The organism is Bacteroidota bacterium (genome assembly GCA_016194975.1).
Classification (GTDB): Bacteria; Bacteroidota; Bacteroidia; order Palsa-965; family Palsa-965.
Map to the genome: position 1 here is coordinate 13,875 of JACQAM010000028.1, position 25,616 is coordinate 39,490.

At 43.8% G+C, this 25,616-nt stretch carries 24 protein-coding genes; 13 read left to right on the forward strand and 11 right to left on the reverse strand.

All coding sequences use genetic code 11. The features are described 5' to 3' along the window. Positions 1-513 carry a gamma carbonic anhydrase family protein gene (locus HY064_17295; GenBank protein MBI3512418.1) on the forward strand — a complete coding sequence of 171 codons (513 nt, stop codon included), beginning with the start codon at positions 1-3 and terminating at the stop codon, positions 511-513. Between the two features lie 84 nt (positions 514-597). Here HY064_17295 and murI read toward each other — a convergent pair whose 3' ends face one another. The 7 genes from murI to HY064_17330 all read right to left on the reverse strand — a co-directional run bounded on the left by murI (position 598) and on the right by HY064_17330 (position 7,945). After that, positions 598-1,431 (reverse strand): glutamate racemase, encoded by an 834-nt coding sequence (gene murI, locus HY064_17300; protein MBI3512419.1) that lies wholly within the window; start codon positions 1,429-1,431, stop codon positions 598-600. Positions 1,432-1,538: 107 nt separating this feature from the next. Further along, complete coding sequence (locus tag HY064_17305) at positions 1,539-2,120, reverse strand: OmpH family outer membrane protein (protein MBI3512420.1); 582 nt, start codon at positions 2,118-2,120, stop codon at positions 1,539-1,541. 50 nt (positions 2,121-2,170) lie between these two features. Continuing rightward, positions 2,171-2,734 (reverse strand): OmpH family outer membrane protein, encoded by a 564-nt coding sequence (locus HY064_17310; GenBank protein ID MBI3512421.1) that lies wholly within the window; start codon positions 2,732-2,734, stop codon positions 2,171-2,173. 61 nt (positions 2,735-2,795) lie between these two features. Next, positions 2,796-5,285 carry an outer membrane protein assembly factor BamA gene (bamA, locus tag HY064_17315; GenBank protein ID MBI3512422.1) on the reverse strand — a complete coding sequence of 830 codons (2,490 nt, stop codon included), beginning with the start codon at positions 5,283-5,285 and terminating at the stop codon, positions 2,796-2,798. Between the two features lie 16 nt (positions 5,286-5,301). Beyond that, positions 5,302-6,072 carry an isoprenyl transferase gene (locus tag HY064_17320; GenBank protein MBI3512423.1) on the reverse strand — a complete coding sequence of 257 codons (771 nt, stop codon included), beginning with the start codon at positions 6,070-6,072 and terminating at the stop codon, positions 5,302-5,304. A 15-nt stretch (positions 6,073-6,087) separates the two neighbouring features. Further along, on the reverse strand, positions 6,088-6,888 hold the full coding sequence (locus HY064_17325; GenBank protein ID MBI3512424.1) for an outer membrane beta-barrel protein: 801 nt from the start codon (positions 6,886-6,888) through the stop codon (positions 6,088-6,090). A 175-nt stretch (positions 6,889-7,063) separates the two neighbouring features. Further along, positions 7,064-7,945 (reverse strand): NAD kinase, encoded by an 882-nt coding sequence (locus tag HY064_17330; protein ID MBI3512425.1) that lies wholly within the window; start codon positions 7,943-7,945, stop codon positions 7,064-7,066. Positions 7,946-8,224: 279 nt separating this feature from the next. On the opposite strand from HY064_17330, the gene HY064_17335 reads away from it, so the two are divergent. Continuing rightward, positions 8,225-9,688: a T9SS type A sorting domain-containing protein gene (locus HY064_17335; protein MBI3512426.1), complete on the forward strand. Its 1,464-nt coding sequence runs from the start codon at positions 8,225-8,227 to the stop codon at positions 9,686-9,688. A gap of 52 nt (positions 9,689-9,740) precedes the next feature. Here HY064_17335 and HY064_17340 read toward each other — a convergent pair whose 3' ends face one another. After that, complete coding sequence (locus tag HY064_17340; protein ID MBI3512427.1) at positions 9,741-11,261, reverse strand: hypothetical protein; 1,521 nt, start codon at positions 11,259-11,261, stop codon at positions 9,741-9,743. 42 nt (positions 11,262-11,303) lie between these two features. Next, positions 11,304-11,966: a CBS domain-containing protein gene (locus HY064_17345; GenBank protein MBI3512428.1), complete on the reverse strand. Its 663-nt coding sequence runs from the start codon at positions 11,964-11,966 to the stop codon at positions 11,304-11,306. Between the two features lie 181 nt (positions 11,967-12,147). Between HY064_17345 and HY064_17350 the strand changes: the two genes are divergently transcribed. From HY064_17350 to HY064_17385, 8 genes are all read left to right on the forward strand, one after another. Continuing rightward, complete coding sequence (locus tag HY064_17350) at positions 12,148-12,864, forward strand: pyridoxine 5'-phosphate synthase (protein ID MBI3512429.1); 717 nt, start codon at positions 12,148-12,150, stop codon at positions 12,862-12,864. A 91-nt stretch (positions 12,865-12,955) separates the two neighbouring features. Next, on the forward strand, positions 12,956-13,729 hold the full coding sequence (locus HY064_17355; protein MBI3512430.1) for an alpha/beta fold hydrolase: 774 nt from the start codon (positions 12,956-12,958) through the stop codon (positions 13,727-13,729). A 163-nt stretch (positions 13,730-13,892) separates the two neighbouring features. Continuing rightward, on the forward strand, positions 13,893-14,348 hold the full coding sequence (locus HY064_17360; GenBank protein ID MBI3512431.1) for a peptidylprolyl isomerase: 456 nt from the start codon (positions 13,893-13,895) through the stop codon (positions 14,346-14,348). Between the two features lie 17 nt (positions 14,349-14,365). After that, entirely contained in the window at positions 14,366-15,340 is a 975-nt protein-coding gene (locus tag HY064_17365; protein ID MBI3512432.1) for a CPBP family intramembrane metalloprotease, read from the forward strand. Then, on the forward strand, positions 15,337-17,190 hold the full coding sequence (locus HY064_17370) for a peptidase M61 (protein ID MBI3512433.1): 1,854 nt from the start codon (positions 15,337-15,339) through the stop codon (positions 17,188-17,190). The genes HY064_17365 and HY064_17370 overlap by 4 nt, the downstream gene beginning before the upstream one ends. A 58-nt stretch (positions 17,191-17,248) precedes the next feature. Further along, the gene (locus tag HY064_17375) at positions 17,249-18,286 is read left to right on the forward strand and encodes a histidine kinase (protein MBI3512434.1); all 1,038 of its coding nucleotides are present in this window, start codon (positions 17,249-17,251) and stop codon (positions 18,284-18,286) included. Then, the gene (locus tag HY064_17380; GenBank protein MBI3512435.1) at positions 18,283-19,002 is read left to right on the forward strand and encodes a response regulator transcription factor; all 720 of its coding nucleotides are present in this window, start codon (positions 18,283-18,285) and stop codon (positions 19,000-19,002) included. The genes HY064_17375 and HY064_17380 overlap by 4 nt, the downstream gene beginning before the upstream one ends. A gap of 23 nt (positions 19,003-19,025) precedes the next feature. Further along, the gene (locus HY064_17385; protein MBI3512436.1) at positions 19,026-19,661 is read left to right on the forward strand and encodes a hypothetical protein; all 636 of its coding nucleotides are present in this window, start codon (positions 19,026-19,028) and stop codon (positions 19,659-19,661) included. On the opposite strand, the gene HY064_17390 is transcribed toward HY064_17385, so the two are convergent. Beyond that, the gene (locus HY064_17390; GenBank protein ID MBI3512437.1) at positions 19,642-20,229 is read right to left on the reverse strand and encodes a DUF479 domain-containing protein; all 588 of its coding nucleotides are present in this window, start codon (positions 20,227-20,229) and stop codon (positions 19,642-19,644) included. The genes HY064_17385 and HY064_17390 overlap by 20 nt on opposite strands. 131 nt (positions 20,230-20,360) lie before the next feature. On the opposite strand from HY064_17390, the gene HY064_17395 reads away from it, so the two are divergent. From HY064_17395 to tsaB, 3 genes are all read left to right on the forward strand, one after another. Continuing rightward, entirely contained in the window at positions 20,361-21,851 is a 1,491-nt protein-coding gene (locus HY064_17395) for a TolC family protein (GenBank protein MBI3512438.1), read from the forward strand. Positions 21,852-21,854: 3 nt separating this feature from the next. Next, the gene (locus HY064_17400) at positions 21,855-23,222 is read left to right on the forward strand and encodes an efflux RND transporter periplasmic adaptor subunit (GenBank protein MBI3512439.1); all 1,368 of its coding nucleotides are present in this window, start codon (positions 21,855-21,857) and stop codon (positions 23,220-23,222) included. Positions 23,223-23,303: 81 nt separating this feature from the next. Further along, entirely contained in the window at positions 23,304-24,005 is a 702-nt protein-coding gene (gene tsaB / locus HY064_17405) for a tRNA (adenosine(37)-N6)-threonylcarbamoyltransferase complex dimerization subunit type 1 TsaB (protein ID MBI3512440.1), read from the forward strand. 52 nt (positions 24,006-24,057) lie between these two features. On the opposite strand, the gene HY064_17410 is transcribed toward tsaB, so the two are convergent. Beyond that, positions 24,058-25,473 carry a T9SS type A sorting domain-containing protein gene (locus tag HY064_17410; protein ID MBI3512441.1) on the reverse strand — a complete coding sequence of 472 codons (1,416 nt, stop codon included), beginning with the start codon at positions 25,471-25,473 and terminating at the stop codon, positions 24,058-24,060. Positions 25,474-25,616: the final 143 nt, after the last annotated feature.

Consider the following 25,616-nt stretch of genomic DNA (forward strand, 5'->3'; position numbering starts at 1 on the left):
ATGCCATTAATACTCCCGGTAAAAGGTATCTCTCCCAAATTCGGAAACGATTGTTTCATTGCTGAAAATGCAACCCTTGTTGGCGATGTTGTCTGCGGCGATCAATGCAGTTTCTGGTTCAACGCTGTTGTGCGCGGCGATGTGAATTCCATTCGCATGGGAAATAAAGTAAATGTGCAGGATGGCGCGGTCATTCATTGCACTTACGAAAAAACAAAAGTGAATATCGGTAACCATGTTTCCATCGGGCACAACGCGCTCGTACACGGATGCACGCTGGAGGATAATGTACTCGTGGGCATGGGCGCGATCGTCATGGACAACGCGCACGTGGGAAGCAACACCATCATCGGCGCGGGAGCAGTAGTGACGGAAGGAATGAAATGCGAAGCGAATGCTGTTTACGCCGGAGTTCCCGCGAAAAAAATAAAAGATATTTCTCCCGAATTACAGAAAGGTGAAGTGGATAGGATCGCGAATAATTATGTGCTGTATTCGAGTTGGTTCAAATAGGGAACTAACTGCGAACAATTCGAGAAAGTTTGAGATCAATCCGTGCAAATCAGTGCGCTCCGTGACAAATTTCCGGCGTTGGTATCAATCCAACTGCGGCTTCATCACTACATCCGCATTCTTCCCGGTCAGCTTTAAAAAAATATCATTGAATTTTTGCGGATCTCCACTGGTGCAATAGATGGTTTCTCCCCTGACAACTGGCACTGACAACTGTTTTTCCTCTCCGCCCTCTGACCTCCGCCCTCCACTCTCCTCAAGAATTTTTTTCACCTGTTTCGCAATTGCCGGTGCCGGATCGATAACGCGAACTTTATCTCCCAGAATTTTTTCTATGAGCGGGCGCACGAACGGGTAATGCGTGCACGCAAGAACCAGTGCATCAATATTTTTTTCTTTCATCGGTTCCAGCCATCCGCGCAGCATTTTTTCTGTCGCCGGCGAATCCAATTCTCCATTTTCAATTTGCTGCACTAATCCCGGGCAGGGTTGGTTGATCACTTTTACATTTTGCGCAAAACGTTCTACCACGCTGGCAAATAATTCGCCCTGGAAAGTTGCAGTCGTTGCAATCACTCCCACCACGCCGGTTTGTGTTTGCTCTGCTGCAGGTTTCACAGCGGGTTCCATTCCCACGAACAAAACACCCGGATGTTTTTCGCGAAGATATTTCAGTGCGGCAGCCGATGCCGTGTTGCATGCAATGACAATGATCCTGCATTTTTTTTCCAGAAGGAATTTCACCACGCGTTCACTCAGTACACGGATCTGCTCCATTGTTTTTTCACCATAAGGAAGATTGGCGCTGTCGCCGAAATAAATAATATTTTCATTCGGCAATAATTCGCGCACCGCGCGCAGCACACTCACACCACCTATGCCCGAATCAAAAATACCTATTGGAGAAATTGAATTCATGATCTAAAGTTCCAAAAAAAACGAATCCCAAATTCCAATTTATTTTTTTTGGAATTTGGGACTTTTTACTGCCGCTGCCGCTTTAAACTGCCGCTGCTGCCTACTGATTAATGTCCGCCTCCGGGAGGTGGTTGCACTGTTCCTCCGCCTGTTCCGGTAGCCACTGCCGGTTTGGGTGCCGGAATTTTCAGTTGAGCCATCACCAGTGTAAAAATATCGTCGGTCGATTCGGAATAAAGTACATCGGAAGCTTCCGAACTATCGAGTACATATTTGTATCCGTTCTTTTTCGCTACATCGGCAACTGCTTTTTTCGCTTCAGCGTTGAGCGGTTTAAGCAATGCATCCTGCAGGGCGGCGAGTTCTGTTTGCGCTTCCTGCGAATAGATCGCATAATTCTGCTGCATATCGCTCAATTGTTTTTCTGCAAGTTTAATGTTGAGTGCGGTCATGTATTTCCGCTGGCTGTCGAGCTGGTTTGATTTGTAACTGTACTCCTGCTCCATTGCATCGAGCGTTTTCTGGTAGGACAAACCGACTTTCGTGAGCGAATCTTTTACTTTCTGATACTTTGGCCAGATATTGTAAAGTGAATCCATGTCGAGGTGAGCGATCTTCTGGGCGCCTGCATTGAGCGGCGCAACAAAACTGATGAGGGCAATGACCGCGATGCGCAATAATTTTTTCATTTTTATTTTTGGTTTGGTGTATTTGATTTATTTCCGGAATTTTCTGAAAATTATTTTCCTCCGCTCCCACTGCTGCCTCCGCCTCCGCTGCCTCCGGATTTTTTCCAGCCGAGGATCTCAAGTACGTCGTCGCTTTTATCGTATTTAGGATTGGAATAAAGAATAGTAAGATCACTTGCTTTGTCGAACACCACTGCGTAACCGCCGCGTTCCGCCATTTCCTTCACTGCATTGTAGATCTGATCCTGTATGGGCTTCACCAACTCCTGGCGTTTTTTGAAAAGTTCTCCGTCCACACCGAATTTTGATTTCTGAAAATCTTTTGCCTCTTTTTCTTTTTCTACAATTTCCGCCTCTCTCTTCTGACGCAATTCATCCGTGAGTAATAATTGTTCCTGCTGGAAATTTTTATACAACGCATCGATCTCTGCATATTTCGCTTCCACTTCTTTCTGCCATTGAACAGAAAGATCATTCAATTGTGTTTGCGCTTGCTGGTATGCCGGGCTTTGTCCGAGTATATAATCTGAATCCACAAAACAGAATTTCTGTCCGTAAGTGAAACCGGCCGTTGCAAGAAGTGCGATGACGATGGAGAAAATTTTCCGTTTCATGATCTTTTGTTTTTTGGTTCCTTTCCCGAAAAACGGGGCTAAAGTACAAATTTGTAATTGCTCAGAGTTCCCCGAGATTCATTCCTATAGTGAAATGCACCTGCGAATGCTGCATGAAAGGTTGCGTAGGAACCGTATCGAAACGATATCCCCAGTCGAGGCCAAGTAATCCGAACATTGGCAGGAACACGCGCACACCCACACCTGCTGAACGGTAAACATCGAACGGATTGAATCCTTTGAAAGTGTCCCATGTATTTCCTGCTTCTACAAATGCGAGGCCATAAACTGTTGCGCTCGGATTAAGCGAAACAGGATAACGCAATTCCCACGTATATTTTGCAATGATTGGCGCACCGGTACGATGCGTGGTGAGCGATTGATCGTCGTATCCGCGCAATGCAATAATTTCTCTTCCATCAAGCGCATAACCGGTGAGGCCACTTCCTCCGAGATAAAATCTTTCGAACGGTGCAATTCCGGTACGCGTGTTGTATGCGCCGAGATAACCAAACCCAATTCGTGTATTCAGAACAAGATTTCCTGAAATGCGCGTGAACCACGAAGAAGTGAATTTCCATTTATAGAATTCAACCCACTTGTAACGTTCCTGCGTGGAGAGCGTGGAATAATTTTTTCCGTTCCAGAGTGAATAGGGCGGAGAGAATTCTCCGATGACTTTTATATCCGATCCGCTTCTCGGATAGATCATCTGGTCGGTAGAATTCCGGTCGAGCGTAAAACGCGCGTTGATATTGTTTGCATAACCATTCGCAAAAGCAAATACAGAATAAAAATTATGCAGATCGTAGTATTGATAATTCGCTTCGAGATAAAGCGTAAAATAATCGTCCGGTTTTTTCAGGCGGATTCCGTAACCAACCGAAACACCCGTGATCTTCACAAAAGTTCTGTTCGGATCGGTGAATTTCAAACCGTTCGATTGTACAGAATGATAAAGAGTGAATGAAAGTGAATTCGGTTTTTTTCCGCCGAGCCATGGCTCTGTGAAAGATGCATTGTAAGATTGAAACCAATAACCATTCGATTGCGCGCGCACACTTAATTTTTGTCCGTCACCGGAAGGAAGCGGACGCCACGCGTCTTTTTTCCAGAAATTTTTCGTGGAAAAATTATTGAATACCACACCGAGTGTTCCTACCACTCTTCCTGCTCCCCATCCACCGGAAAGTTCCACCTGGTCAGAAGGTTTTTCCACCACCACATATTCTATATCTACAGTTCCTGTGTAAGGATCTGGTTTCGGATTGATCTGAATTCTTTCCGGATCGAAATAGCCGAGCGTCGCAAGTTCGCGCTGTGAGCGAATGAGATCGGAACGGCGGAACATCTGTCCCGGCCGCGTGCGTATCTCGCGCATGATCACTGCATCATTTGTTTTTGTATTTCCGCTCACAATTACATTCCTGATCGTGGCTTGTTTCCCTTCGTAAATGCGCATTTCATAATCGATGGAATCACCGTGCACATTTACTTCCACCGGATCGATCTGGAAAAAAAGATAGCCATCATCCATGTAAAGTGAACTCACATCATTACCGGTTGGATTTTGGTACAAATGTGTTTGCAATAATTCTTCGTTGTAAAGATCACCGGGTTTTATGCCGAGCACCTGGCTGAGTTTATCACTCGAATATTTTGTATTCCCATTCCAGGTGATGGTTCCGAAATGATATACGTGCCCTTCATCAATTTTCATTTCTATCACAACACGGTTGAGCGATTTTTTGTAAACGGTATCCGTCACAAGTTTCGCATCACGGTATCCTTTCTTGTGATATTTGGCGATCACATTGTCCTTGTCTTTCGTGTAATTGTCTTCGAGATATTTTGCCGATTTGAAAACCTGGTACCAGCGTTTCTGTTTGGTGTCCTTCATCGCGCGCCTGATCTTTCCATCGGAGAAAGCCACATTTCCATCAATGAAAATATCGGAGATCTTCACTTTTTTTCCTTTGTCAACCACGATGTCGAGCAACAAACGGCTGTGTGCTGAATCCTGGTAATGCGGAACAAGCGTAGTCTTGCAATTCAGATAACCATCGGCGCGGTAATGTTCATTGACTGTTTCTGTAATGAAACGCGCACGGAAATCAGTAAGCAACATTCCGCCGAGATGAAGTTTAGCACGAAGATCTTCGTCCTCACTCTTTTTCACACCCACGATTTTGTATTTCGTGATCATCGGTTTTTCAACAACGATGATATCGAGCCAAATGTAATCGCCTTCCACTTTCGCAACTTCAATGCGGATATCATCGAACAAACCTTCTTTCCAGATATTGTCAATGGCATCGCCCGTTTTATCACCGGGAATCGTAATCTTATCGCCAATAGGCAATCCGGAAATAAGCCGCACCACATTCGAATCCACGATCTGGCAACCGTGAACATAAACTGCAACGAGATTGAAATCTTTTGTATTTGAATAATCCACAACATAATCTCCGCCTACCTGCCCGGTGCTGTTCTGCGCAAACACAGGAGCGAATGCAAAGAGAAAAAATATTATGGAGTAGATCTTTTTCATTTCAGGATTTAGTTTCTTATTTTTTTTCTGAAGCAAGCGGTGACGCCGTCACTACCTGCGCACTTGTTTTTCCGAAACGCCTTTCTCTTCCCTGGTAATCGACGATCGCTTTATAGAATTCTTCCTTGTTGAAATCGGGCCAGAGTGTTTCGGTGAAATAAAATTCTGCATAAGCGAGTTGCCAGAGCAGAAAATTGCTGATGCGATGTTCGCCGCTGGTGCGGATAAGTAATTCCGGATCGGGAAAACGCGAGGTGTTGAGAAAGGAAGAGAATTTTTCAGCATCGAGCTCTTCCGTTTTTATTTTTCCATCGCGCATTTTCTCTGCGATCTTTTTTGTGGCTTCCATGATCTCCCATCGTGAACTGTAGCTGAGAGCGAGAATGAGTGACATCCTGCTGTTGGAAGAAGTTTTGTCAATGGCTTCAAACAATTCTTTCCTGCAGGATTCCGGTAAACTTTCCGTATCACCAATCGTTTCAAGACGAATGCTGTTCTTGTTCAGTGTTTTTGTTTCTTCGTTTATCGTGTGCACGAGCAGTTGCATGAGCGCATCCACTTCTTCCTTCGGGCGATTCCAGTTTTCAGTGGAGAAAGCATAGAGCGTAAGATATTTTACACCGATCTCCGCTGCAGCTTCTGCTGTTTCGCGCACTGCTGTTACGCCATGCCGGTGGCCGAACACGCGTTCTTTTCCCTGCTGTTGTGCCCAGCGTCCATTGCCGTCCATGATCACCGCAACATGATGGGGCAAACGATCCTTGTCAATTTTTTCTTTCCAGCTCATCGGGGGAAATGCGGTTCAGTAATTATAGCTTGAACACTTGTGGGGTTTTCCAGCAAGCTGGAACGTGATAGTGAGACCGACAAAAGAATACCAGTCTTTATTTCGGGGATTTCCTCTTTCGCGGCCTACGTCATTCGGAGTGGTGCTGCGATCTGCAACGGCAACAGCGAGCGGCCCTCCATTGGCAAGCAACACGGAAGGATCGGCATAAGTGGTACTCACATCATCAAGATAATCGGTGAAAGTTTTTCTCATTCCCCATTCGGCAACAAGTCCTACGCGCTGGGCAAGGTTCGCGCGGAATCCTACACCGAACGGAATGCTGAGTTGCGTGCGGAGATATGCTTTGGATTGTCCTTCTGTTTTCAATGGCTGAAGATTCACCCATTGGTTTCCATACGACGCACGCGGATTGAAATTAAAAACTGCGAGGCCGAGAAACATGAATGGAGTGAATGGATATTTATCATCGCCGATCTTGTATTCGATGAAATTGAATTCCGCTCTTCCGCCGAATTCGGTGATGGGTGAACGGAAACTGAGATTTCTTTTTTGCTGCTCGTAAGAAGTAGAACGGGAATCAATTCCCTGCACACTTCCGAAAATAAGATCGCCGGCAACAGCAAACCGATAATTGAAATTGTGACGATAAACGATTCCGGCTGCAGGACGCGTGAGACTTCCGAGATGAGTGGTCGGATTCAATTCACCAATGTAATATCCTCCACCGATGAAGAAGCCGATCTCGTCGGAATTCTGGGCACTGGCGCAGTTCAGTGTCAGCAACGCTGCGAGTATGAAGAAAAAATTTTTCATCCGTTCTTTTCAATTTGTTTTTCCAGTCCTGAACGGGGTCTATTTAAGCTGGAGATTGTTGATTGCGGAACAGTTGCAAAGATAATCCTTTTGCTCCTTTTTTCCTTTTGATTTTAACAACGATTATCAACTGTAAACCGCCATTTATAAAATTGAAGAATTTATTTTCTTTCAATCAGTTCCTCGCATCATAACCCCAGATGAGTTTTTCCCGGATGGTGTGAAAAAAATGCTGCTCATTGAACCTTATCAGTGCTATTTTGAAATCTTCCTTGCGGATGATGAGTTCAGTGGATTGAGGGAACGCGTGATTTCTTGCGTCAAGCGAAACAAGATATTGTTCGCTTCTACCTTCCACTTTGAGCGAGATCACACTATCTTCAGGAACAATGATCGGGCGCACATTCAGGTTGTGTGGCGATAGCGGCGTGATCACAAAACTTTTCGCGTCGGGCGTCATGATGGGTCCACCGCAACTGAGAGAATAGGCCGTGGATCCTGTGGGAGTTGCAACAATAATACCATCTGCCCAATAGGAATTCAGAAATTCTCCGTTCACGGAAACATGCACCGTCATCATTGCTGAGGATTCTTTGCGCTGCACCGTTATTTCATTGAGTGCATAAGGCAGGTCGCCGAAAATATTTTCTTTCGTTTCTAATTTCAGCAGCGAACGTTTATCGATCACGAATTGTTTTGCTTTCAATCGCTCCACTGCATGATCCACCGCTTCTTCTACGGTGAGCCCTGCGAGGAATCCCAGCCGCCCGGTATTCACACCGAGAATGGGAATTCCGGAATTTCTTACGTAGGAAATAGTTTCGAGGATCGTTCCATCGCCGCCAAAACTGATGAGGAAATCTGCCTGCCCGCGTATGGCATTGAAATCTTCCAGGATCTTTACTTTTTTCCCAATGAGAAAATGCGCGGAGAGGTGATCGTGATAGGAATGCGAGATCAGTATTTCGGAACCGTTTTCTTCCAGCTTGTCAAAGAGCCCCTGCAGAACAGGTGGAAGAGGTTTTTCATTGATGCGGCCGTAGATGGCAACTTTCATGATCTGTTAATTCACCGCCTCCATTCTATAGACGGAAAAACGGTTATTGGTTGCCCGAAGGTACGAAATTAGGAAGCAGTGGACAGAACGCGGAAGGCCGCAAGAAGCAGCGGCAGTTAGAAAATTTTATTAAAAAAATTTTTCCGCTGCTACGGGCACTGCCTCTGACCGCTGCCGCTTAAAAAAGCGGCTCACTTTGAATGAGTTTAATAATGCAAATATTTTGTTTGGCTCCCTGCAATTTTTGCAGGAACTTTTCGTTGTAAACCCGACCTCACCATGAAAAACATCCTGAGTTTTTTATTGCTTCCTGCAATTGCGGCTACCGGTTTTTCTCAAGCGCAGCCGAATTATCTTTTCAACGACCGCGTGGATGTTTTTACCAATAATGCCGACATGGGCTTGAAATGCATTTCATGGAATAGCGGCGCACTCTACCTGGGAAACTGTAGTGATTCATCGGGGAGAAGCGGCACCAGTCTTACATTTTACGATACCACGGGAATTCGCCAATGGAGTAAAAATTATTTCTACCCTGGATATTCATATCTGCAAGGATTTGCTTTGTGTGCACAGAATAATTCTTCCTTCTATATAGCAGGAAATGCAACAGCAGACTCGTCCAGCCAGTCTGATTGTTTTTTCGCGAAATTCGATTCCAACGGTGACAGTTTATTTTTCAGTTTCTTCGGCGACTCTTTATATAACGATACGAGAAGTATTATTTCATTTTCATCAGACACTTTGCTGCTGCTGACGAATACGACTTCTGCAACGAATTCAAATCTTTACAGTATTTCGCTGAGTAAAACTGATACTTTGGGAAACATTGTGGGCAACCGTTCATTTGTTTATTCCTCAAGATTCGGCTCGCAGGTGATGGTGGATGGGAGCAACAGGATTCTCGTTGGAGGAAACCAGAGCATCAGCCAGGTATTTATCAATGTTTATGATCTGCAAATGAATTATTCTACCACGTGGGCTTACAACTATCCGATGTTTGATTCTTTTCGCTCGTTCATCCTGACGAACAATAATATTTTCATTTGTTCAACGGTTTGGCTCCATTATCCACCGAATCCGAATTATTTTGATGCTGCGTATATCCGGAAATTGAATTTGGCAGGTACTGTACTTGCTAATATTACCATTGGCAGAACCCAGCTTGATCTTGATGCAGTAAATATTTGTGAAGTTGATACAACGCTTCTCGCACTCGGCGCTTATTCGGGCGGCACAAATTATATTTACTTTCTGAATTATAGTCCCGACACAATTTGTAAGGCAGAAACGTGGTGTACTTCCGGTCCCGGAATAATGATGGACCTGTGCATGCTTCCGGGAAATAAAATTGCTGCGGTTGGTTATGTTTCCCCGTATCCGTTCGGCACCACCGAAGATCACTGGTGTTTTCTAACGACAAATGCATTGGATTTTCTTACTTCCCAATGCGGATATGTGAATTCAACGGAAGAAATCATTGCTGAAAACACGATGAGTATTTTTCCCGATCCTGCTGCTGATCAGCTCACCATTAAAATGAATTTTTCAGAAAATGAAAAATTGGAATTGGGAATTTTCAATTCGCTCGGAGAAAAAATTTATTGCCGAAAGTTTTCCTGCTCTCCCGGTGAAACAAAGACTACGGTTGATGTTTCTGAATTCTCTCCCGGAATTTATTTCATTCGCCTGCAAACGGATGGGAAAGAATATTTCTTGAAAAAATTTGTCGTAGCGAAATAATTATTTCAATTCCCGCCTGCTGCTTCCTGTTTGCTGCCTGCTGCTTCCTGTTTTAAAACGCAGTTCCCATGTGCAGGAAAAATCCGTTTTCACCAAGGCGATTGAATGTGTATTCAAGGCGAATGGCAATATCATAATACGTAACCAGATCAATACCGGCGCCATAACCAAGCAGCAATGTATTCCCGAGAAAATTATGATCCGACTGAACGGACACATGATCGAAAACATAACCGGCATCACAATAAATTCCGGGATAAACAGCGAGATGAAAAGTGTTGAACTTTTCTATCGGCAGAAAATCGAAACGATAAATGTGCGGCTTGAGTAATTCATAACGTACACTCATTTTTGCCAAACCAAAACTCTGCCCGTCGATCACGTAGTATTCATATCCGCGAATGAAAGGCCCGAATCCCATTGCACGCTGATGATAATACGGAGGAACAACGCCGGGCAGCCACCTTCCCCTGATCATTGCCGCTCCGTAAACCCGGTGAAATAATTCTCCATACCAGCGCACCGATCCTGCAATGAGAAATAGATTCAGTTTTTCATCAGGAAGAATTCCCATCCCGTGTTTCGTGAATTCGATCTCCTCGTAATTTCCTTTCAGCGGATAAGCTTTGATGTCGCGCACATCACGCACACAATGATACGAGAGTGAAAAATATTCCATCCTTGATTTTCCTCCCACAAAAAAATCGGGCTGCAGATCAAGAACAGTATCGCGCACACTGAGCAACGTGTATTTGGTTTCCAGCGTCTGGCGCACATACAATCCTTTCCGGTACGCGAATAAAACACTTCCGGCGGTTTCAGTTCGCAGGTAATTTTCTTTGTCCTTGTAATAAACGAAATTATTATTCCGCGTTTCATAAGCTACTTCGTGGTTGCGCGTGTACGTTCCCGTGAGCGTGACGCCGAGCGTCCCTTTTTTATTGAGATATGGAATTGCGTATTGTCCGCCGAATTGTTTGGAATAACCGAAACGACAGATGAGCGCAACCGATTCTTTTCTCCCCCGGAAATTATATTTCCAGAGAAAAAAACCATAACTCGCACGATCCAGGTTGTGCCCGTCCCTGTACCACGTATTCACATTCTGCTCGTACACATCAAAGATTGGCGCCGGCCAGAAATACCAGCGCTCTTTTACATTGACCGTGATGTTCATCGAATGACAGGGAACGGCAGAAGTATCTCTTGAACACGCATAATAAATATTCACAAAATTGAAAAGAGAAGTGTTCAGCAGATTCTGTCTCGACCTTTCTGCGCGTTGTTGTAATTCATATCCGCGAATAGTATCACCGGCGTGAAATGTCATTTCCCGTTCGAGGACGAATTGTTTTGTTTTTTTATTGCCAGAAAAATTCAGCGCACTGATCACATACAGAGAAGAATCTTCCGGGAACGAATCGATCTTTGAAAGTTCTGTGGGAGTAGAAAGTATCCTGGGAAAATGAATGGAGCTGCTGTCGGAATGTATCTGCGAAAAAAGGATCCGTGTTCCCGGAAAAAAAAACAATATAAAAAAAAGTATCGTGAAATTTTTCTGAGGAATGATCATCGGGAAACAAAGTTACGTCAGAAGAACGTACCCTGTTTTCGCTTACATATTGATGTAATTCATGAATTCATCATAACGCTGGCGGAGATCACCCTCGTTCGAGCTTCGGTGAAATGTTGCCTTGATCACATAATTATAACGGTTGAAAGTCTGCAGTATCCCCGAAAGATCTTCCTTATTCACTTTCAGCGTCACTTCCACTTTATTCGAGTCGGGCGAAGCGGCAACATAAGCGCTCAGGATCTTTGCATCATTTCCTTCCACGATCTGCGCAATCTGTGAAAGCGAATAATCCACATTGTTCACTTCGAGCACAACGATGCCGCCCGGTTCACGCACAGCAGCAAGACGCGACAACTGTTCTGCGAGATATGGAAGCGTGATACAGCCAATAAAATTTCCCTGTTCATCGCTCACTGCAATTACATCGAGCGAAAGTTCCGCCATCAGCTTGAGCACATCATAAGCATGCTGGTTGGGCAGCAACAACGGTTTTACCAATGATAATTTACTTGTTGCAATAGTTGCATCGGAATCATCGAGGTCAAAAAGTTCATCATCGGAAACCATTCCCACAAATTGCGTTCCGTCGATCACCGGCAAATGAGAAACATGAAATTCATCCATCCACACCAACGCTTTATCGACACTGTCGGTGATCTTCAGCGGTGGCAGATCGTCATTGAGTAATTCCTTTGCAAGCATGAAACAAAGTTATAGGTCTTTTGATATATAACGCAGGAGGTAAAAGAATGTTACCGTTTATAGTTAAATGGTATATCATCATTTGCACCCGGTATGCTGTGAATTTTTTATAATGACTTTTCTTAGTTGATAATTTTGAAACATTCTTTCGAACTTAACAGTAGTTTTGTTATTGAGAATGATGACACGACTGAGCGTTAATATCAATAAGATCGCCACGCTGCGCAATAGCCGCGGAGGAAATAATCCTGATCTGATAAAAGTGGCGCTCAACTGCGAACGGTTCGGTGCACAGGGCATCACCGTGCATCCGCGCCCCGATGAGCGCCACATACGTTACGCAGATGTGCGTACGCTGCGCCCATTGCTGAAAACAGAATTCAATATTGAAGGAAATCCCCGTGAACCGGCATTCATAGATCTTGTTCTTGAAGTGAAGCCCGACCAGGTTACACTTGTTCCCGATTCAGGAAAACAACTCACTTCAGATCACGGATGGGATACGGTTGCTAATCGCGATTACCTGAAAAATATCATTTCGAAATTCAGGGAAAAAGGAATTCGCACTTCAATTTTTGTCGATCCGGTGGTTGCGCTCGTAAAAGCAGCTGCGCTCACCGGCACCGACCGAATAGAATTATACACGGAATCTTATGCGAAAGATTTTTCATTCCGCCGCGATCTTGCCATCGCTCCTTTTGTTCTTGCTGCACAAGCTGCGGCAGAAGAAGGATTGGGCATCAATGCAGGGCACGATCTTTCGCTCGCTAACCTGGCGTTCTTCAAAAATAAAATTCCGGAGTTGATGGAAGTTTCCATTGGGCATGCGCTCATTTCCGATGCACTTTATTTCGGTTTGGAGAATACCATTATGATGTACAGGCGGCAATTGAAATAATTTAAAGATTCAATAATTTGAAGATTCAAGGATTTACGAATAAGGATTTCCTCAATCGAATCTTTGAATTATTGAATCTTTTTCTACAGGCATGAAATTATTCTACAGAAAATCCGGCTCCGGAAAACCGCTGATCATTCTCCACGGGCTCTTCGGAATTTCTGACAACTGGGCTACGCTCTCGAAGCAATGGTCGGAATTTTTCACCGTGTATGCAGTGGATCTTCGCAATCATGGTCAGTCGCCGTGGGACGATGAATGGAATTATAAAGTTATGGCTGAAGATGTGATGGAATTAATTGTGAATGAAAAACTGGAAGATGTGATGCTGCTCGGCCATTCGATGGGAGGAAAAGCTGCGATGCGTCTTGCACTCGATCGCCCGGAAATTATTTCAAAACTCCTCGTGTGCGATATTGCCCCTAAAAAATATGACGAGCACAACCAGCAGGTAGTGGATGCATTACTGAAAGTGAATCCGGAAAAAATTTCCTCAAGAAAAGAGGCGGAAAATATTTTAGCGCAATACATTCCTGAAAACGGTACGATCCAATTCCTGCTGAAAAATCTTTACTGGAAAGATGGCACTGATGATAAACAACAGCTCGCATGGCGCTTTAACCTCGAAGTGATCAGCAAAAATATTTCCATTGTTTCTGAAGCGACCGATGCTCCATTTCCGAATGAAACTGAAACGCTTTTTCTTCGCGGTGAAAGATCGGATTACATTTCCACAAAAGATGAAACTGAAATAAAAAATATTTTTCCGCGTGCGCAGGTACGAACGATCGCAGGTGCGGGACACTGGATACACGCGGATCAGCCGGAAGAAATGTTTCATGCGGTGATGAAGTTTGCGAGGTAATCACAGTTACCGCTGCTGTACGAATTTCGTATTACGAAAAAACTAATCGTGACCTATAAGAAAGATAATTTCGTAAAACTTCTTCCTTTCGTGCTTCGCAGTTCGCTAATTTCGCAGTTCGTACAATAGCTAATAACTAACATCCCAATAACTAACTACTCAAATGACAGCAGAGATCATTACCAGCAAGGGCACCATGAAAGCAAACTTCTACGAAGCCGACGCGCCCAACACCGTTGCTAATTTTGTAAAACTTGCGAAGAGCGGATTTTACGACGGACTTAAATGGCATCGTGTTCTTCCCGGATTCGTGATACAGGGCGGGTGCCCGAACACACGCGCAGGTGCAACCGGAATTCCCGGTACCGGCGGACCCGGTTATAAAATTGATTGCGAAACCTCCGGTGGAAATCAGTACCACGATAAAGGTGTTCTTTCAATGGCGCACGCCGGAAGAAATACAGGCGGCTCACAATTTTTCGTTGTGCTTTCGCGCACGCAAACCGCGCACCTCGATCGTGCGCATACGTGTTTCGGAAAAGTTTTTGAAGGACTTGATGTGCTGGATTCCATCAGGCAGGGTGATTCTATAGACAAGATTGTTATTCACGAAAATTAATTCAGGTCATTGCAGTGATGGAACAGGCAACTAATATTCCCCCGCATGCGGCGCCGCTCTACAACAGGTTTCTTCAGATCGGGAGATCCGGAAAAAATAACTGGTGGCGCTACGTGCTTGGAATTGTAATTGTTTCCGCGTTCTACATCGTCGGTGAAATTCCATTGGCGAAAATGGCGGTCAGTTCGGCACTGAAACACGGCCACACACTGGCAGAGATCCTCGACAACCAGGAAAAAATAATCGATCCCGCATTCACCGGGCTCAACAGCAATGTTGAACTCATTCTTGAATTGCTCATCTTCTTTTTTGCAATGGCCGGTCTGTGGATCGTGGTTCGTTTTCTTCATTCGAAAAAATTCACTTCCATCATCACGTCTGCTTCGCGGATAAGATGGAAACGATTTGCATTCGCATTTCTCATCTGGATGATCTTCGGTTTTGCAGGGCAGTATATTTCCATGCTCGTTTATCCCGGCAATTACAAAGTTTGTTTTCATCTTCAGCCCTTTCTCCTCACGCTTCTCATTGGCGTACTCATGCTCCCGGTGCAAACCTGGTTCGAAGAATATTTTTTTCGCGGCTATCTTCTCCAGAGCATTGGCACCATCACTAAGAGCGCGATCATTCCTGTTTTTATCACCGGGTTTTTATTCATGCTCGTGCACATGACGAATCCCGAAGTGAAAGCTTACGGCGCACTCACCATGTTTCCCGCTTATCTTCTTCCCGGAATTTTTTTCGCACTCTTCGCCACGCTCGACGAAGGATTGGAAAGCACGATGGGAATTCATTTTGCAAATAATCTTTTCGGCACCATAGGCGTCACGAGTTCGGCAAGCGCTATACAGGCGAACACGATCTGGACCGCAGAAAAAATGTATCCGGTGAGTGATAATATTTTTCTTTTCGCTCAATTGCTGCTGCTGTTTTTCATTCTGATGAAAGTGAATAAATGGGAGCTGAAAAAACTTTACAGGAAATACCAATGAAAAAAATAATTTTTCTTTCTGTATTTTTTTTTCTTTTTCATGCCGGGAATATTTCTTCGCAGAATGATCTAAGTACTTATCATTTCTCGATCGACCTTACGAAACTGCACAACGATCTGCTTACGGTGAATCTCATCACGCCGTCTTTCACCACCGACACCGCCGTTTACCGAATGCCTGCCATTGTTCCCGGCACTTATAAAATTTACAACTTCGGCCGTTTCGTTTTTAATTTTCATGCTTATGATAAAAGCGGGAATGAACTGAATGCTTATCACAGCGATGCGAACACGTGGAAAATTCCGGGCGCAAAAAAACTGGATCATCTTTCTTATGACGTGGAAGACACATGGGACAGCAACCAGAGGGGAGAAGTGATCTTTGAACCCGCGGGAACAAATTTCCAGCAGGACACAAATTTCGTTCTGAACAATCATGCCATTTTCGGTTATTTCGACGGGATGAAAAAAAATAATTATGAAATTCAAATCGCTCACCCGAATGGATTTTACGGATCGAGCGGACTCATTTCCACGATCAAGGATATGAATACGGATACGTATGCTGTTCCCGATTACATGCAGTTGGTAGATGGCCCCATTATGTATTGCAGGCCCGATACGGCGCACATTCTTGTTGGAGGAGCCGATGTTCTTATTTCCGTTTATTCTCCGCACAAACTCGTTACCGCAAAATTCATTGCCGACAGTCTTCGATTGCTGCTCGATCTGCAGCGGCAATATCTTGGCGGCACGCTTCCCGTAAAAAATTATGCATTCATAATATATTGCACCGGTAACCCCGATGGATATCGTTCGCATTCCTTCGGCGCACTCGAACATTCTTATTCTTCGCTTTACACTCTGCTCGAAATGAAACCGGAACTCATTGCGCAAACCATCAAGGATGTTTCTGCTCACGAATTTTTTCACATCGTTACGCCGCTCAGTATTCATTCGAAAGAGATCGGCGATTTTGATTACGATGTTCCGAAGATGAGCGAACATTTGTGGATGTATGAAGGGCTTACGGAATACGCGGCCCATCATGTGCAGATAAAATACGGTGATCTCTCTCTCGATAATTATCTCAGGGACATCCGGCATGAAATGATCAGCGCAGATAATTTCGATGATGCTCTTTCATTCACAAAAATGAGCAAAGGTTGTCTGGATGAATATGAAGATCAGTACAACAATGTTTACGCAAAGGGCGCGCTCATCGGTTTATGTCTTGATATTCGTTTGCGCCAGTTGTCGGATGGAAAATACGGAACGCAGGAATTGATGAATGATCTTTCAAAAAAATACGGCAAGGATCGTTCGTTCGATGATGATTCACTTTTCAGCGATATTGTAAAACTCACGTATCCCGAGATCGGTGATTTTTTCAAACGATATGTGGAAGGAGGAGAACCGCTTCCTTTCGATTCTATTTTCGATGCTGTGGGCATCGGGTACCAGCGCCGCGCCATGGTGAAGGTTCTTGACCCGATGGGTGGTTATGGTATTCGATATGATTCCGATGGTAAACTCCGTTTGTTCCCTGGTAACGTAAATGATTTTGGAAGAGAAATGAAATTCCAGAAAGGCGATGTGCTCCTTTCTTTCAATGGAAAAAAAGTGACCGGAGAAAATATTTCTGAAGTGATGGATCATTACCGCGCAGGAATGAAAGAGGGAGATAAAATAAAATTCGTGGTAAAGAGAAATGTGAATGGAAAAACTGAAACAGTAAAATTAAAAGGGACACTTCGCACCGTGCAGGTTTCAAAAAAATATGTACTCACTCCTTATGACCATCCCACGGATCAGCAATTGAAGATCAGGAAAGCGTGGATCAATAAGTAGGGAGTTGGGAGTGAAATTAAAATTGCCCTTGCGCATGAGAGCAACGGAAAAAAACGGAATGAAAAGGAATCAGTTCTATTGGGCATTCCAGTTGGGCGGATGGATGCTTTTCGTTCTGCTGCAGGGAATTTTTCTTTCACTGAAAAAAGAACTCAACAATGATGCAATGGTCCTGCTCATGGCCGTTTTCATTTCCGGCATCCTGCTCACACAATTGCTGCGCGCTGTCATCATCCGTTTTCGGTGGTTGAATATTTCACGCCTGCGTTCAGTTCCGATGATGCTGGTGATGATCATAGCGATGGGAGGAATTGTTGCGTTGATGAAAACAGGTTTGGAAAAACTTTCTTCCGAAAATAATTATCACTTCGATCCGGTTCGTGTTTCGCTCGACACACTGAATTTTTCACTTTTCTTTTTTTTCTGGTCGGTCATTTATTTTCTCGTGCACATTGTAGAGAATTACAAAAGGGCGGAGATTGAAAATCTCAAATGGGAAGCAGCGATCAAAGAAACAGAACTGAACAAACTGAAATCGCAATTGAATCCGCATTTCATGTTCAACGCCATGAATTCCATTCGCGCGCTCGTGGGCGAGAATCCTGCGCGGGCGAAAGAAGCGGTCACACAATTTTCCAATTTGCTCAGGAATACATTGCAGGTTGGAAAACAGAAATTCATCCCGCTTTCGCAGGAAATGGAAGTGGTGAAAGATTACATCGCCATCGAATCGGTGCGGCTGGAAGAAAGATTGAAAGTGGAATTGAATATTCCGGATGAATGTCTTTCCTTTGAAATTCCCCCGCTCATGATACAGACACTCGTGGAGAATGGAATAAAACATGGCATTGCAAAAATTCCGGAAGGCGGAAAATTATTTGTGAATGCAAAAAAAGAAACGGGTAAACTCCATATTCTTATTTTTAATTCCGGCAAATACAATGAGAATTCCATTCCTGAATCGGGTTTCGGATTGCGCAACACGAAAGAACGGCTGGCCATTCTTTACAATGGAAAAGCATCTTTCACGATCGCGAATACAGAAAACGCATTGGTAAAAACGGAACTCATCATTCCAGAAATTTCAGAAAAATGAAAGTGATCATTATCGACGACGAACGGCTTGCGCGCCAGGAATTGCGCAACATGCTTTCTACTTACCCGGGAATTGAAATTCTCGAAGAATGCGGCGATGTGAAAAGCGCCATTGAAAATGTGAACAGCAAAAAACCGGATGTCATTTTTCTCGATATACAAATGCCGGGTAAAACCGGTTTCGATCTGCTGGAAGAACTGACTTTCGTTCCCGAAGTGGTTTTTGTAACTGCACACGATGAATATGCGATAAGAGCTTTCGATGTGAATGCGCTCGATTATCTCCTGAAACCTGTTCAACCGGCGCGACTGTCAGATGCAGTGAAAAAATTAATGACACGTATTGCAGAAAATAAAAATCTTCCTGCGAAATCGAATGCGCTTACTGAAGGCGACCAGGTTTTTGTGAAGGATGGTGAACGTTGCTGGTTTGTGAAACTCGGTGAAGTCCGTTTGTTTGAATCGGAAGGAAATTACGTGCGTTTGTATTTCGGAAATTCGAAACCGCTCATTCTGCGTTCGCTTAATTATCTCGATGAACGCCTCGACAATAAAACTTTTTTCCGCGCGAGCAGGAAACATATCATCAATCTTCATTGGGTAGAAAATATCGAGAGCTGGTTCAACGGCGGACTGCTGGTAAAACTAAAAGGCGGCGAGCAGGTGGAAATTTCCAGGAGGCAGGCGGTGAAGCTGAAAGAGATGATGAGTTTGTAATAAAAAATATTGCTAATGTGCTAATGAAATGTGAGTGGAAATCTTCACTGAATGATCTGCATTACCGGAAAAATATTTTCATTTCGGTTATTTTACTTTCCATTGTTCTTGCGATTTTCTTTTTCATTCTTGCATTCGCAGAAAAGCGTCACGGCTTCATCATTGAACGCGGTTGGAGGACTGCGATGTGTGCGCCGGAGGATCTTTCTGTTTTTATTTTTTCACTCACCTACTCTGCCGCGATCATCGGCGTCATTTACTGTTTCACAAAACCGGGAACCGCATTACTGCTCATCAGAACTTATTTAGTGCTTCAGTTTTTCCGCAGCATAACATTGTTAGTCGTTCCGCTCGATCCACCGCCCGGTATTATTCCGCTTAACGATCCATTTCTGCACGCCACGTTCTACAATGGAAGAGCGAACCTGAAAGATCTTTTTTTCTCCGGGCACGTGGCAACGTCGCTTATGTTTGCTTTCATCGTTAGAAATAAATTCCTGAAAATATCTTTTGTTGCCGCATCAATCATCATTGGTGTTTTCATCATCATTCAACGTGTGCACTATGTGGTGGATGTGATTACTGCGCCGGCCTTCACGTATGCTGCTTATCGCATCGCTGCGAAATGGAATGCGCGCACTACCGCGCTTCAGTCCTGAAATGCTCCGTGTGCTGCACAAGCTCCGGAAAAAATTCACGGAAGAATTTTTCAAACTGATCGTAATTTTTTTCGAGTGCGGCCGTTGCGCGTTCCATTCCGGAATTGAATTTCACCCTGCGCGACATGCCCGTGAGCACGCGATGCACGCCTTCTGTGTGCGCGTACGCCATCAGCCAGTCGTGCTCGCGCATATACGGGAGCATCGTGCGCGGGCGTTCGGGAAACGTGTGCGCGTGTTTGCCCAGGAATGCGTACGTACGCTGCGAAAAATCCGCAAGAGTTTCAGAGGAAAATTCATTCCAGTTCTTCGCAAGAAAATGATCGAAAAATACATCGAGGATCACGCCTGAATAATGATTGAATTCTTCACGCAACAGATCTTTCGCTTTCGAAGTAACAGGATGCGTATCGGTAAAATGATCGATGGCGCGATGCATGAGAATTCCCTGCTGAATATTTTCCGGGTAGTCAAGATATTTTTTTCCCTTCACATCATCAGCAATGAAATTACCGATGAGTAAACCTGCCTTGTTACCGGCGAGATAGAAATGGGCGAGAAAATTCATTCCATCCAAGAAACACAAAATAATTTCATCCCGAAAACGGCTCCCTGTTAAAAAGGTAAAACGTGTACGAAAATCTTTAATTCCCTGTTCACATTCGCGCTCCTTTGATACCTTTGTTCCCGCATTCTCCAATGAGACTATCACGACCTCTTTTTATTTTTATTCTATCTGCATTCGCCGCTTCAATGCGCGCGCAGGTGGGCACGTCGGCAAATTCTTTAAACACTTTTGTGGCGTCCGATTCCATTTTCATTCCGTCTGATAATTCGCAACCGTGGACGCTGCAGCAATGTATCGCGTATGCGCAGGTGCATAACATTTCTGTTCAGCAACAGGAGTTGAATGTGCAAATGGCGAAAGTGAATTTCACACAAGCCGAAGCGAATGTGCTGCCGAGCGTGAATGGATTTGCTTCGCACACGTACCAGTACGGGCGCACGATCGATCGTTTCACCAATACATTCGCGACGAACATGGTGCTGAGTGAAAATTTTTATCTCAGCAGCAACGTCACACTTTTCAACGGACTCCAGAATTACAATACCATTCAGCAAACAAAATTCGGAGTGCAGTCGAGCATGTTCGCGGTGCAACAAACGCAGAATGACATCGGGATGAATGTGGCAGGACAATATTTACAAGTGTTGTATGCGCAGGAACAACTTGCCGTTACGCAGCAGCAATATGATCTCACCGAAAAGCAAGTAGAGCGTGCACAGAAATTAGTGGATGCAGGCGCATCGGCAAAAGGAACACTGCTTGATCTGCAATCGCAATTGGCAACAGAAGAAGTTTCCGTTGTAACCGCGCAGAATAATCTCAACATCGCTTATCTCAATCTTGAACAGACCATGAACCTCGATTCCACTGTAGGATTCAATATTGTAAAACCTGATCTGACTTTGCCCAATGAAAATATTCTCAACACAACACCGGAACAGATTTTTCAAATTGCACTCAACAATCAGCCCGGAATAAAAAAATCGCTTACCGATCTGCAGAGTGCTGAAAAAGGCGTGGCCGTTGCTTACGGTTCACTGAGTCCGAACATCACGCTGCAGGGTTCCATTGGTACAGGATATTCCGGCGCATCGAAACAACTTGCAAATTCTTCTTATGCGGGCAATGATACCGTTGGTGTAACCACCGGCGGAGATTATGTGCTCATTCCAAGTTATACCAATACCTACAGCACAACTCCTTTCGCCGATCAGTTCAACAACAACGTGAATAAAAGTTTCGGCGTACAAATGAACATTCCCATCTTCAATCGTTTCCAGGTGAACAGTTCCATTGCAAAAGCAAAAATTCAGAGGGAAAATGCAGAACTCAGTGTCGATCTTTCGAGACAACAGTTATTGAAAAGTATTCAGCAGGCATTTGCCGATGCGAAAGCAGCATTGCTCAAATACAAAGCGTCGCAAGATGCGGTGAGTGCAGCACAGGAATCGTTCAAGTACGTGGAAGAAAAATTCAATGTGGGCGCTGCGAATTCCATTGACTACAACAATGCAAAAAACAAACTTGCAAAATCACAATCGGATCTCCTGCAAGCCAAGTACGATTACATTTTCAGAATGAAAGTGCTCGATTATTACCAGGGTGTTCCACTTACCTTCTAATCCATGAAACGTTTCCTACTGATCGGCGGATCACTTCTTCTTATTCTCATCATCATTGCTGTTGTGAAAAAAGGGCACAAGCATGATGTGGTGCAGGTGGCGACGGAAAAATCGCATCGCGGAGATATTACCGAGATCGTTTCTGCAAGCGGAAAAGTTCAGCCCGAAGTGGAAGTGAAAATAAGTTCCGACGTGTCCGGTGAGATCGTTGAACTCATGGTGAAAGAAGGCGACACTGTGAAAAAAGGCGATCTTCTTCTCCGCATCAATCCTGTCATCTATCAATCGGCTGTCGATCGCATGAATGCAACACTCAACGGATCGAAAGCGCAACTCGCCAATAGCAGCGCACGTTTGGTGCAATCGCAGGCAAATTTTGCCAATGCAGAATCTGCTTTCAACCGGAATAAAAAACTGCACGACCAGGGCGCTATCTCCGACGCCGATTTCGAACAGAGCAAAGCAACGTATGAAAGTGCCCAGGCCGATGTGAATGCTGCAAGTGAAAGTGTGAAGAGCTCCGATTTCAATGTGGGAAGTACAATGGCTTCATTGAAGGAAGCGAATGATAATCTTGCGAAGACAACGATCTATGCGCCGGTGGGTGGAACCGTTTCGAAACTGAACAAACGAAAAGGTGAACGTGTTGTTGGAACAGCGCAGATGGAAGGAACAGAAATTCTCCGTCTTGCAAATCTCAATGAAATGGAAGTGCAGGTGGATGTGAATGAAAATGATATTCTGCGCGTCACAGCCGGCGACACGGCGCTCATTGAAGTGGATGCGCACAACAACAGGAAATTCAAAGGCATCGTGACGGAAGTGGCAAACTCTGCGAATACAACCGGAACTACCACCGACCAGGTGACGAATTTTCCGGTGAAGATCCGCATCATGCGCGAGTCGTACGAAGATCTCATTGACAAACAACATCCGGATCGTTATGTTTTTCTCCCGGGAATGTCGGCAACAGTTGAAATTCAAACGAAGTCGGTGCGCAATGTAGTTTCTGTTCCCATTCAATCGGTGACTACGCGCACAGATACGGCTGCTAAACATGGCGTAGATGAAAATGCAGGTGAAAATTCTTCCGGTGGCGGAGATGACCCGGGAATTGTTTCGGGCGACACGAAAGAAAAAAAGGAAGTGAAAGTTGCTACCGAATGTGTTTTTGTTTACCGCGAAGGTTATGTAAAACTCATTCCTGTGAAAACAGGTGTCGAAGACAATATGTACATCGAGATCACCAGCGGATTGAAAGAAGGCGATGAAGTGATCTCCGCTCCTTACAAAGCGATCAGCACGCAATTGTTCAATAATGCGAAAGTGGAAAAAGTTTCCAAAGAACAATTGTCAGTGGTGGAGGAGTAAATATTTTTCACTTTTCATTTTTGATTATTGATTGACCAGTTTTTTAATGAATACTGACAAATCAAAAATGCAAAATCAAAAATCAAAAATTCATTGATCCTTCTTCTCGAGTCATCCACTTCCATCTGTTCTGTTGCGCTCACGCACGCGGGGCAACTAATTTCTTTTCGTGAAGTGAATGAGTTGAATTGTCACGCGGAAAAATTGACCGTGTTCATTGATGAAGTGATGAAGGAAGCAGTGGTAAAATTTTCCGATCTCGATGCGGTGGCAGTGAGTAAAGGGCCCGGTTCTTACACCGGTTTGCGCATTGGTGTTTCTGCAGCGAAAGGAATTTGTTACGCGGTGAAAAAACCGTTGATCGCGATCGGAACATTGGATGCAATGGCGAACGGAATGAAAGTGGATGCAAAAGAAAATGATCTGCTCATCCCGATGATCGATGCACGCAGAATGGAAGTTTACTGCTCAGTGTATGATCACAATGCAACCATGATCAAAGCTGTTGCACCATTGATCCTCGATGAAGTTGATCTAACGGGAAGATGGAAGATGGAAGATGAACACCGTACACTTTGGTTTTCCGGTGACGGTGCGGCAAAAGCAAAAGAACTTCTTTCGAAAATTCCGGATGCGCGTTTCACAGAAGCCGGAATGCCTTCCGCGAAGAATATAGCTTCACTCGCCGAAAAATATTTTGCTGAAAAGAAATTTGAAGATCTCGCTTACTTCGAACCTTTTTACCTGAAGACTTTTCATCCGGGCCCGCAGCGGTCGAAGTAAATTGTAACTAATCTAAAAAGGGGATTCTTATACATGTGAAAGCTATTACTCACTACTTCACAATAATAATTTTCCCACTCTTCAAAATTGTATCAGAGTTTCTTATTTGATAAGAATAAACAGCAGAAGCCAAATTCAATTTAATCGGAAAGGCTTGATTTCCTTGTGGTATTTCTGCATCCCAAACTTTTTGACCGATCATATCAAACACTTCTATTCTTGAATCAGTTGGAAAATTTCCTTCGATGCTGAATTCACCGTTTGATGGATTAGGAAATATGCTGATTGTATTTTCTTTCGTTAAAGTATTAATACTTGTATTCGTTAATCCCAATTCCACTAAATCTCCATAGGGATGACTTCCGTTCATTCCATTAAAATCGAACAAGTCTGTTAGAACTCCAGTATTTGTGTCATAAGAAAAAATATTACCAAGTGAATCTGTACCTCCCAGTTGTGTCATTCCATAAAAGATTCCGTCAATAGTCATAATCAAGGTTCCTTCAGGCTGATTTCCATTTACACCATTAAAATCAAACCTGTTTGTAAATGTTGAACTATTGGGGTCATAGGAAAAAATATTTCCATTGTTTGATACTCCTCCGTTCTGGGTCATACCAAACAAAATTCCGTTAGCATTTTGTACTAATGATCCTCTGGGCCATTTCCCATTTGCTCCATTGAAATTTTGGAGATTGAGCAGTGTTCCATAAAGCGGATCGAAAAGAAAAATATTCCCTAAACTGTCAGCCCCCCCTAATTGTGTCATTCCGTATAAGTAGCCATCATTTCCTTGTATGAGTGACCCATAAGGATCTTTTCCACTAGTCTGTAAAAAATTAAATTCGCCAGAACATATTCCGGTAATGGGATCATATGAAAATATATCACCAATATGATAAATTCCTCCTTTTAGAGTCATTCCGTATAATTTTCCATCAGACGCTTGCATTAATGAACCAAATGGTTTGTGCGTCCAACCAAGTGCTAAGTCATATAAATATGTGAATATTCCGTTTGAAGGATCAAATACAAAAATATTTCCCCAATTGCAGGAGCTTGTATATGATCCACCATTCTTAGTCATTCCGTATAATTTTCCATCAGACGCTAATAAAAGCGACCCGCTTGGAAGCCATCCGTCAAACATATTAAAATCATGTAATTTTGTGAAAACTAAATTTGTAGGGTCAATTGAAAAGAGTGTACCTGCATTTGAAATTCCACCTTGTTCAGCCATTCCATATAATTTCCCATTATTTGCCTGAACTAAAGAGCCGTAGGGATATTTACCATTGGTATCATTGAAATTGTATAAAACAGAAAAATTCGCATTTGAAAGATCATAAGAGAATATTGTACCGTTATTATATGTTCCCCCGTCTTTTGTCATTCCGTAAAAAACGTGTTGGGCTTGTAGCGTAGCGAACAAATTCAAGAACAAGAGCAGTGAACTAATTTTTTTCATCTTTTTAGATTTAAGCAAAACTTTGATTCATTCTGCCTAATAAAATTAGAGGAAACTATTTGCAAATCAGAACAAGTATATCCCAAGAATATACATGTCCAAACGAGTTCGATTGACTAAACTCTTTTGTGACTTTTACACTT

Coding starts and splice junctions, on each gene's coding strand:
- HY064_17295 (MBI3512418.1), top strand. CDS start 1: ATGCCATTAATACTCCCGGTAAAAGGTATCTCTCCCAAATTCGGAAAC.
- murI (MBI3512419.1), bottom strand. CDS start 1,431: ATGAATTCAATTTCTCCAATAGGTATTTTTGATTCGGGCATAGGTGGT.
- HY064_17305 (MBI3512420.1), bottom strand. CDS start 2,120: ATGAAAAAATTATTGCGCATCGCGGTCATTGCCCTCATCAGTTTTGTT.
- HY064_17310 (MBI3512421.1), bottom strand. CDS start 2,734: ATGAAACGGAAAATTTTCTCCATCGTCATCGCACTTCTTGCAACGGCC.
- bamA (MBI3512422.1), bottom strand. CDS start 5,285: ATGAAAAAGATCTACTCCATAATATTTTTTCTCTTTGCATTCGCTCCT.
- HY064_17320 (MBI3512423.1), bottom strand. CDS start 6,072: ATGAGCTGGAAAGAAAAAATTGACAAGGATCGTTTGCCCCATCATGTT.
- HY064_17325 (MBI3512424.1), bottom strand. CDS start 6,888: ATGAAAAATTTTTTCTTCATACTCGCAGCGTTGCTGACACTGAACTGC.
- HY064_17330 (MBI3512425.1), bottom strand. CDS start 7,945: ATGAAAGTTGCCATCTACGGCCGCATCAATGAAAAACCTCTTCCACCT.
- HY064_17335 (MBI3512426.1), top strand. CDS start 8,225: ATGAAAAACATCCTGAGTTTTTTATTGCTTCCTGCAATTGCGGCTACC.
- HY064_17340 (MBI3512427.1), bottom strand. CDS start 11,261: ATGATCATTCCTCAGAAAAATTTCACGATACTTTTTTTTATATTGTTT.
- HY064_17345 (MBI3512428.1), bottom strand. CDS start 11,966: ATGCTTGCAAAGGAATTACTCAATGACGATCTGCCACCGCTGAAGATC.
- HY064_17350 (MBI3512429.1), top strand. CDS start 12,148: ATGACACGACTGAGCGTTAATATCAATAAGATCGCCACGCTGCGCAAT.
- HY064_17355 (MBI3512430.1), top strand. CDS start 12,956: ATGAAATTATTCTACAGAAAATCCGGCTCCGGAAAACCGCTGATCATT.
- HY064_17360 (MBI3512431.1), top strand. CDS start 13,893: ATGACAGCAGAGATCATTACCAGCAAGGGCACCATGAAAGCAAACTTC.
- HY064_17365 (MBI3512432.1), top strand. CDS start 14,366: ATGGAACAGGCAACTAATATTCCCCCGCATGCGGCGCCGCTCTACAAC.
- HY064_17370 (MBI3512433.1), top strand. CDS start 15,337: ATGAAAAAAATAATTTTTCTTTCTGTATTTTTTTTTCTTTTTCATGCC.
- HY064_17375 (MBI3512434.1), top strand. CDS start 17,249: ATGAAAAGGAATCAGTTCTATTGGGCATTCCAGTTGGGCGGATGGATG.
- HY064_17380 (MBI3512435.1), top strand. CDS start 18,283: ATGAAAGTGATCATTATCGACGACGAACGGCTTGCGCGCCAGGAATTG.
- HY064_17385 (MBI3512436.1), top strand. CDS start 19,026: ATGAAATGTGAGTGGAAATCTTCACTGAATGATCTGCATTACCGGAAA.
- HY064_17390 (MBI3512437.1), bottom strand. CDS start 20,229: ATGAATTTTCTCGCCCATTTCTATCTCGCCGGTAACAAGGCAGGTTTA.
- HY064_17395 (MBI3512438.1), top strand. CDS start 20,361: ATGAGACTATCACGACCTCTTTTTATTTTTATTCTATCTGCATTCGCC.
- HY064_17400 (MBI3512439.1), top strand. CDS start 21,855: ATGAAACGTTTCCTACTGATCGGCGGATCACTTCTTCTTATTCTCATC.
- HY064_17410 (MBI3512441.1), bottom strand. CDS start 25,473: ATGAAAAAAATTAGTTCACTGCTCTTGTTCTTGAATTTGTTCGCTACG.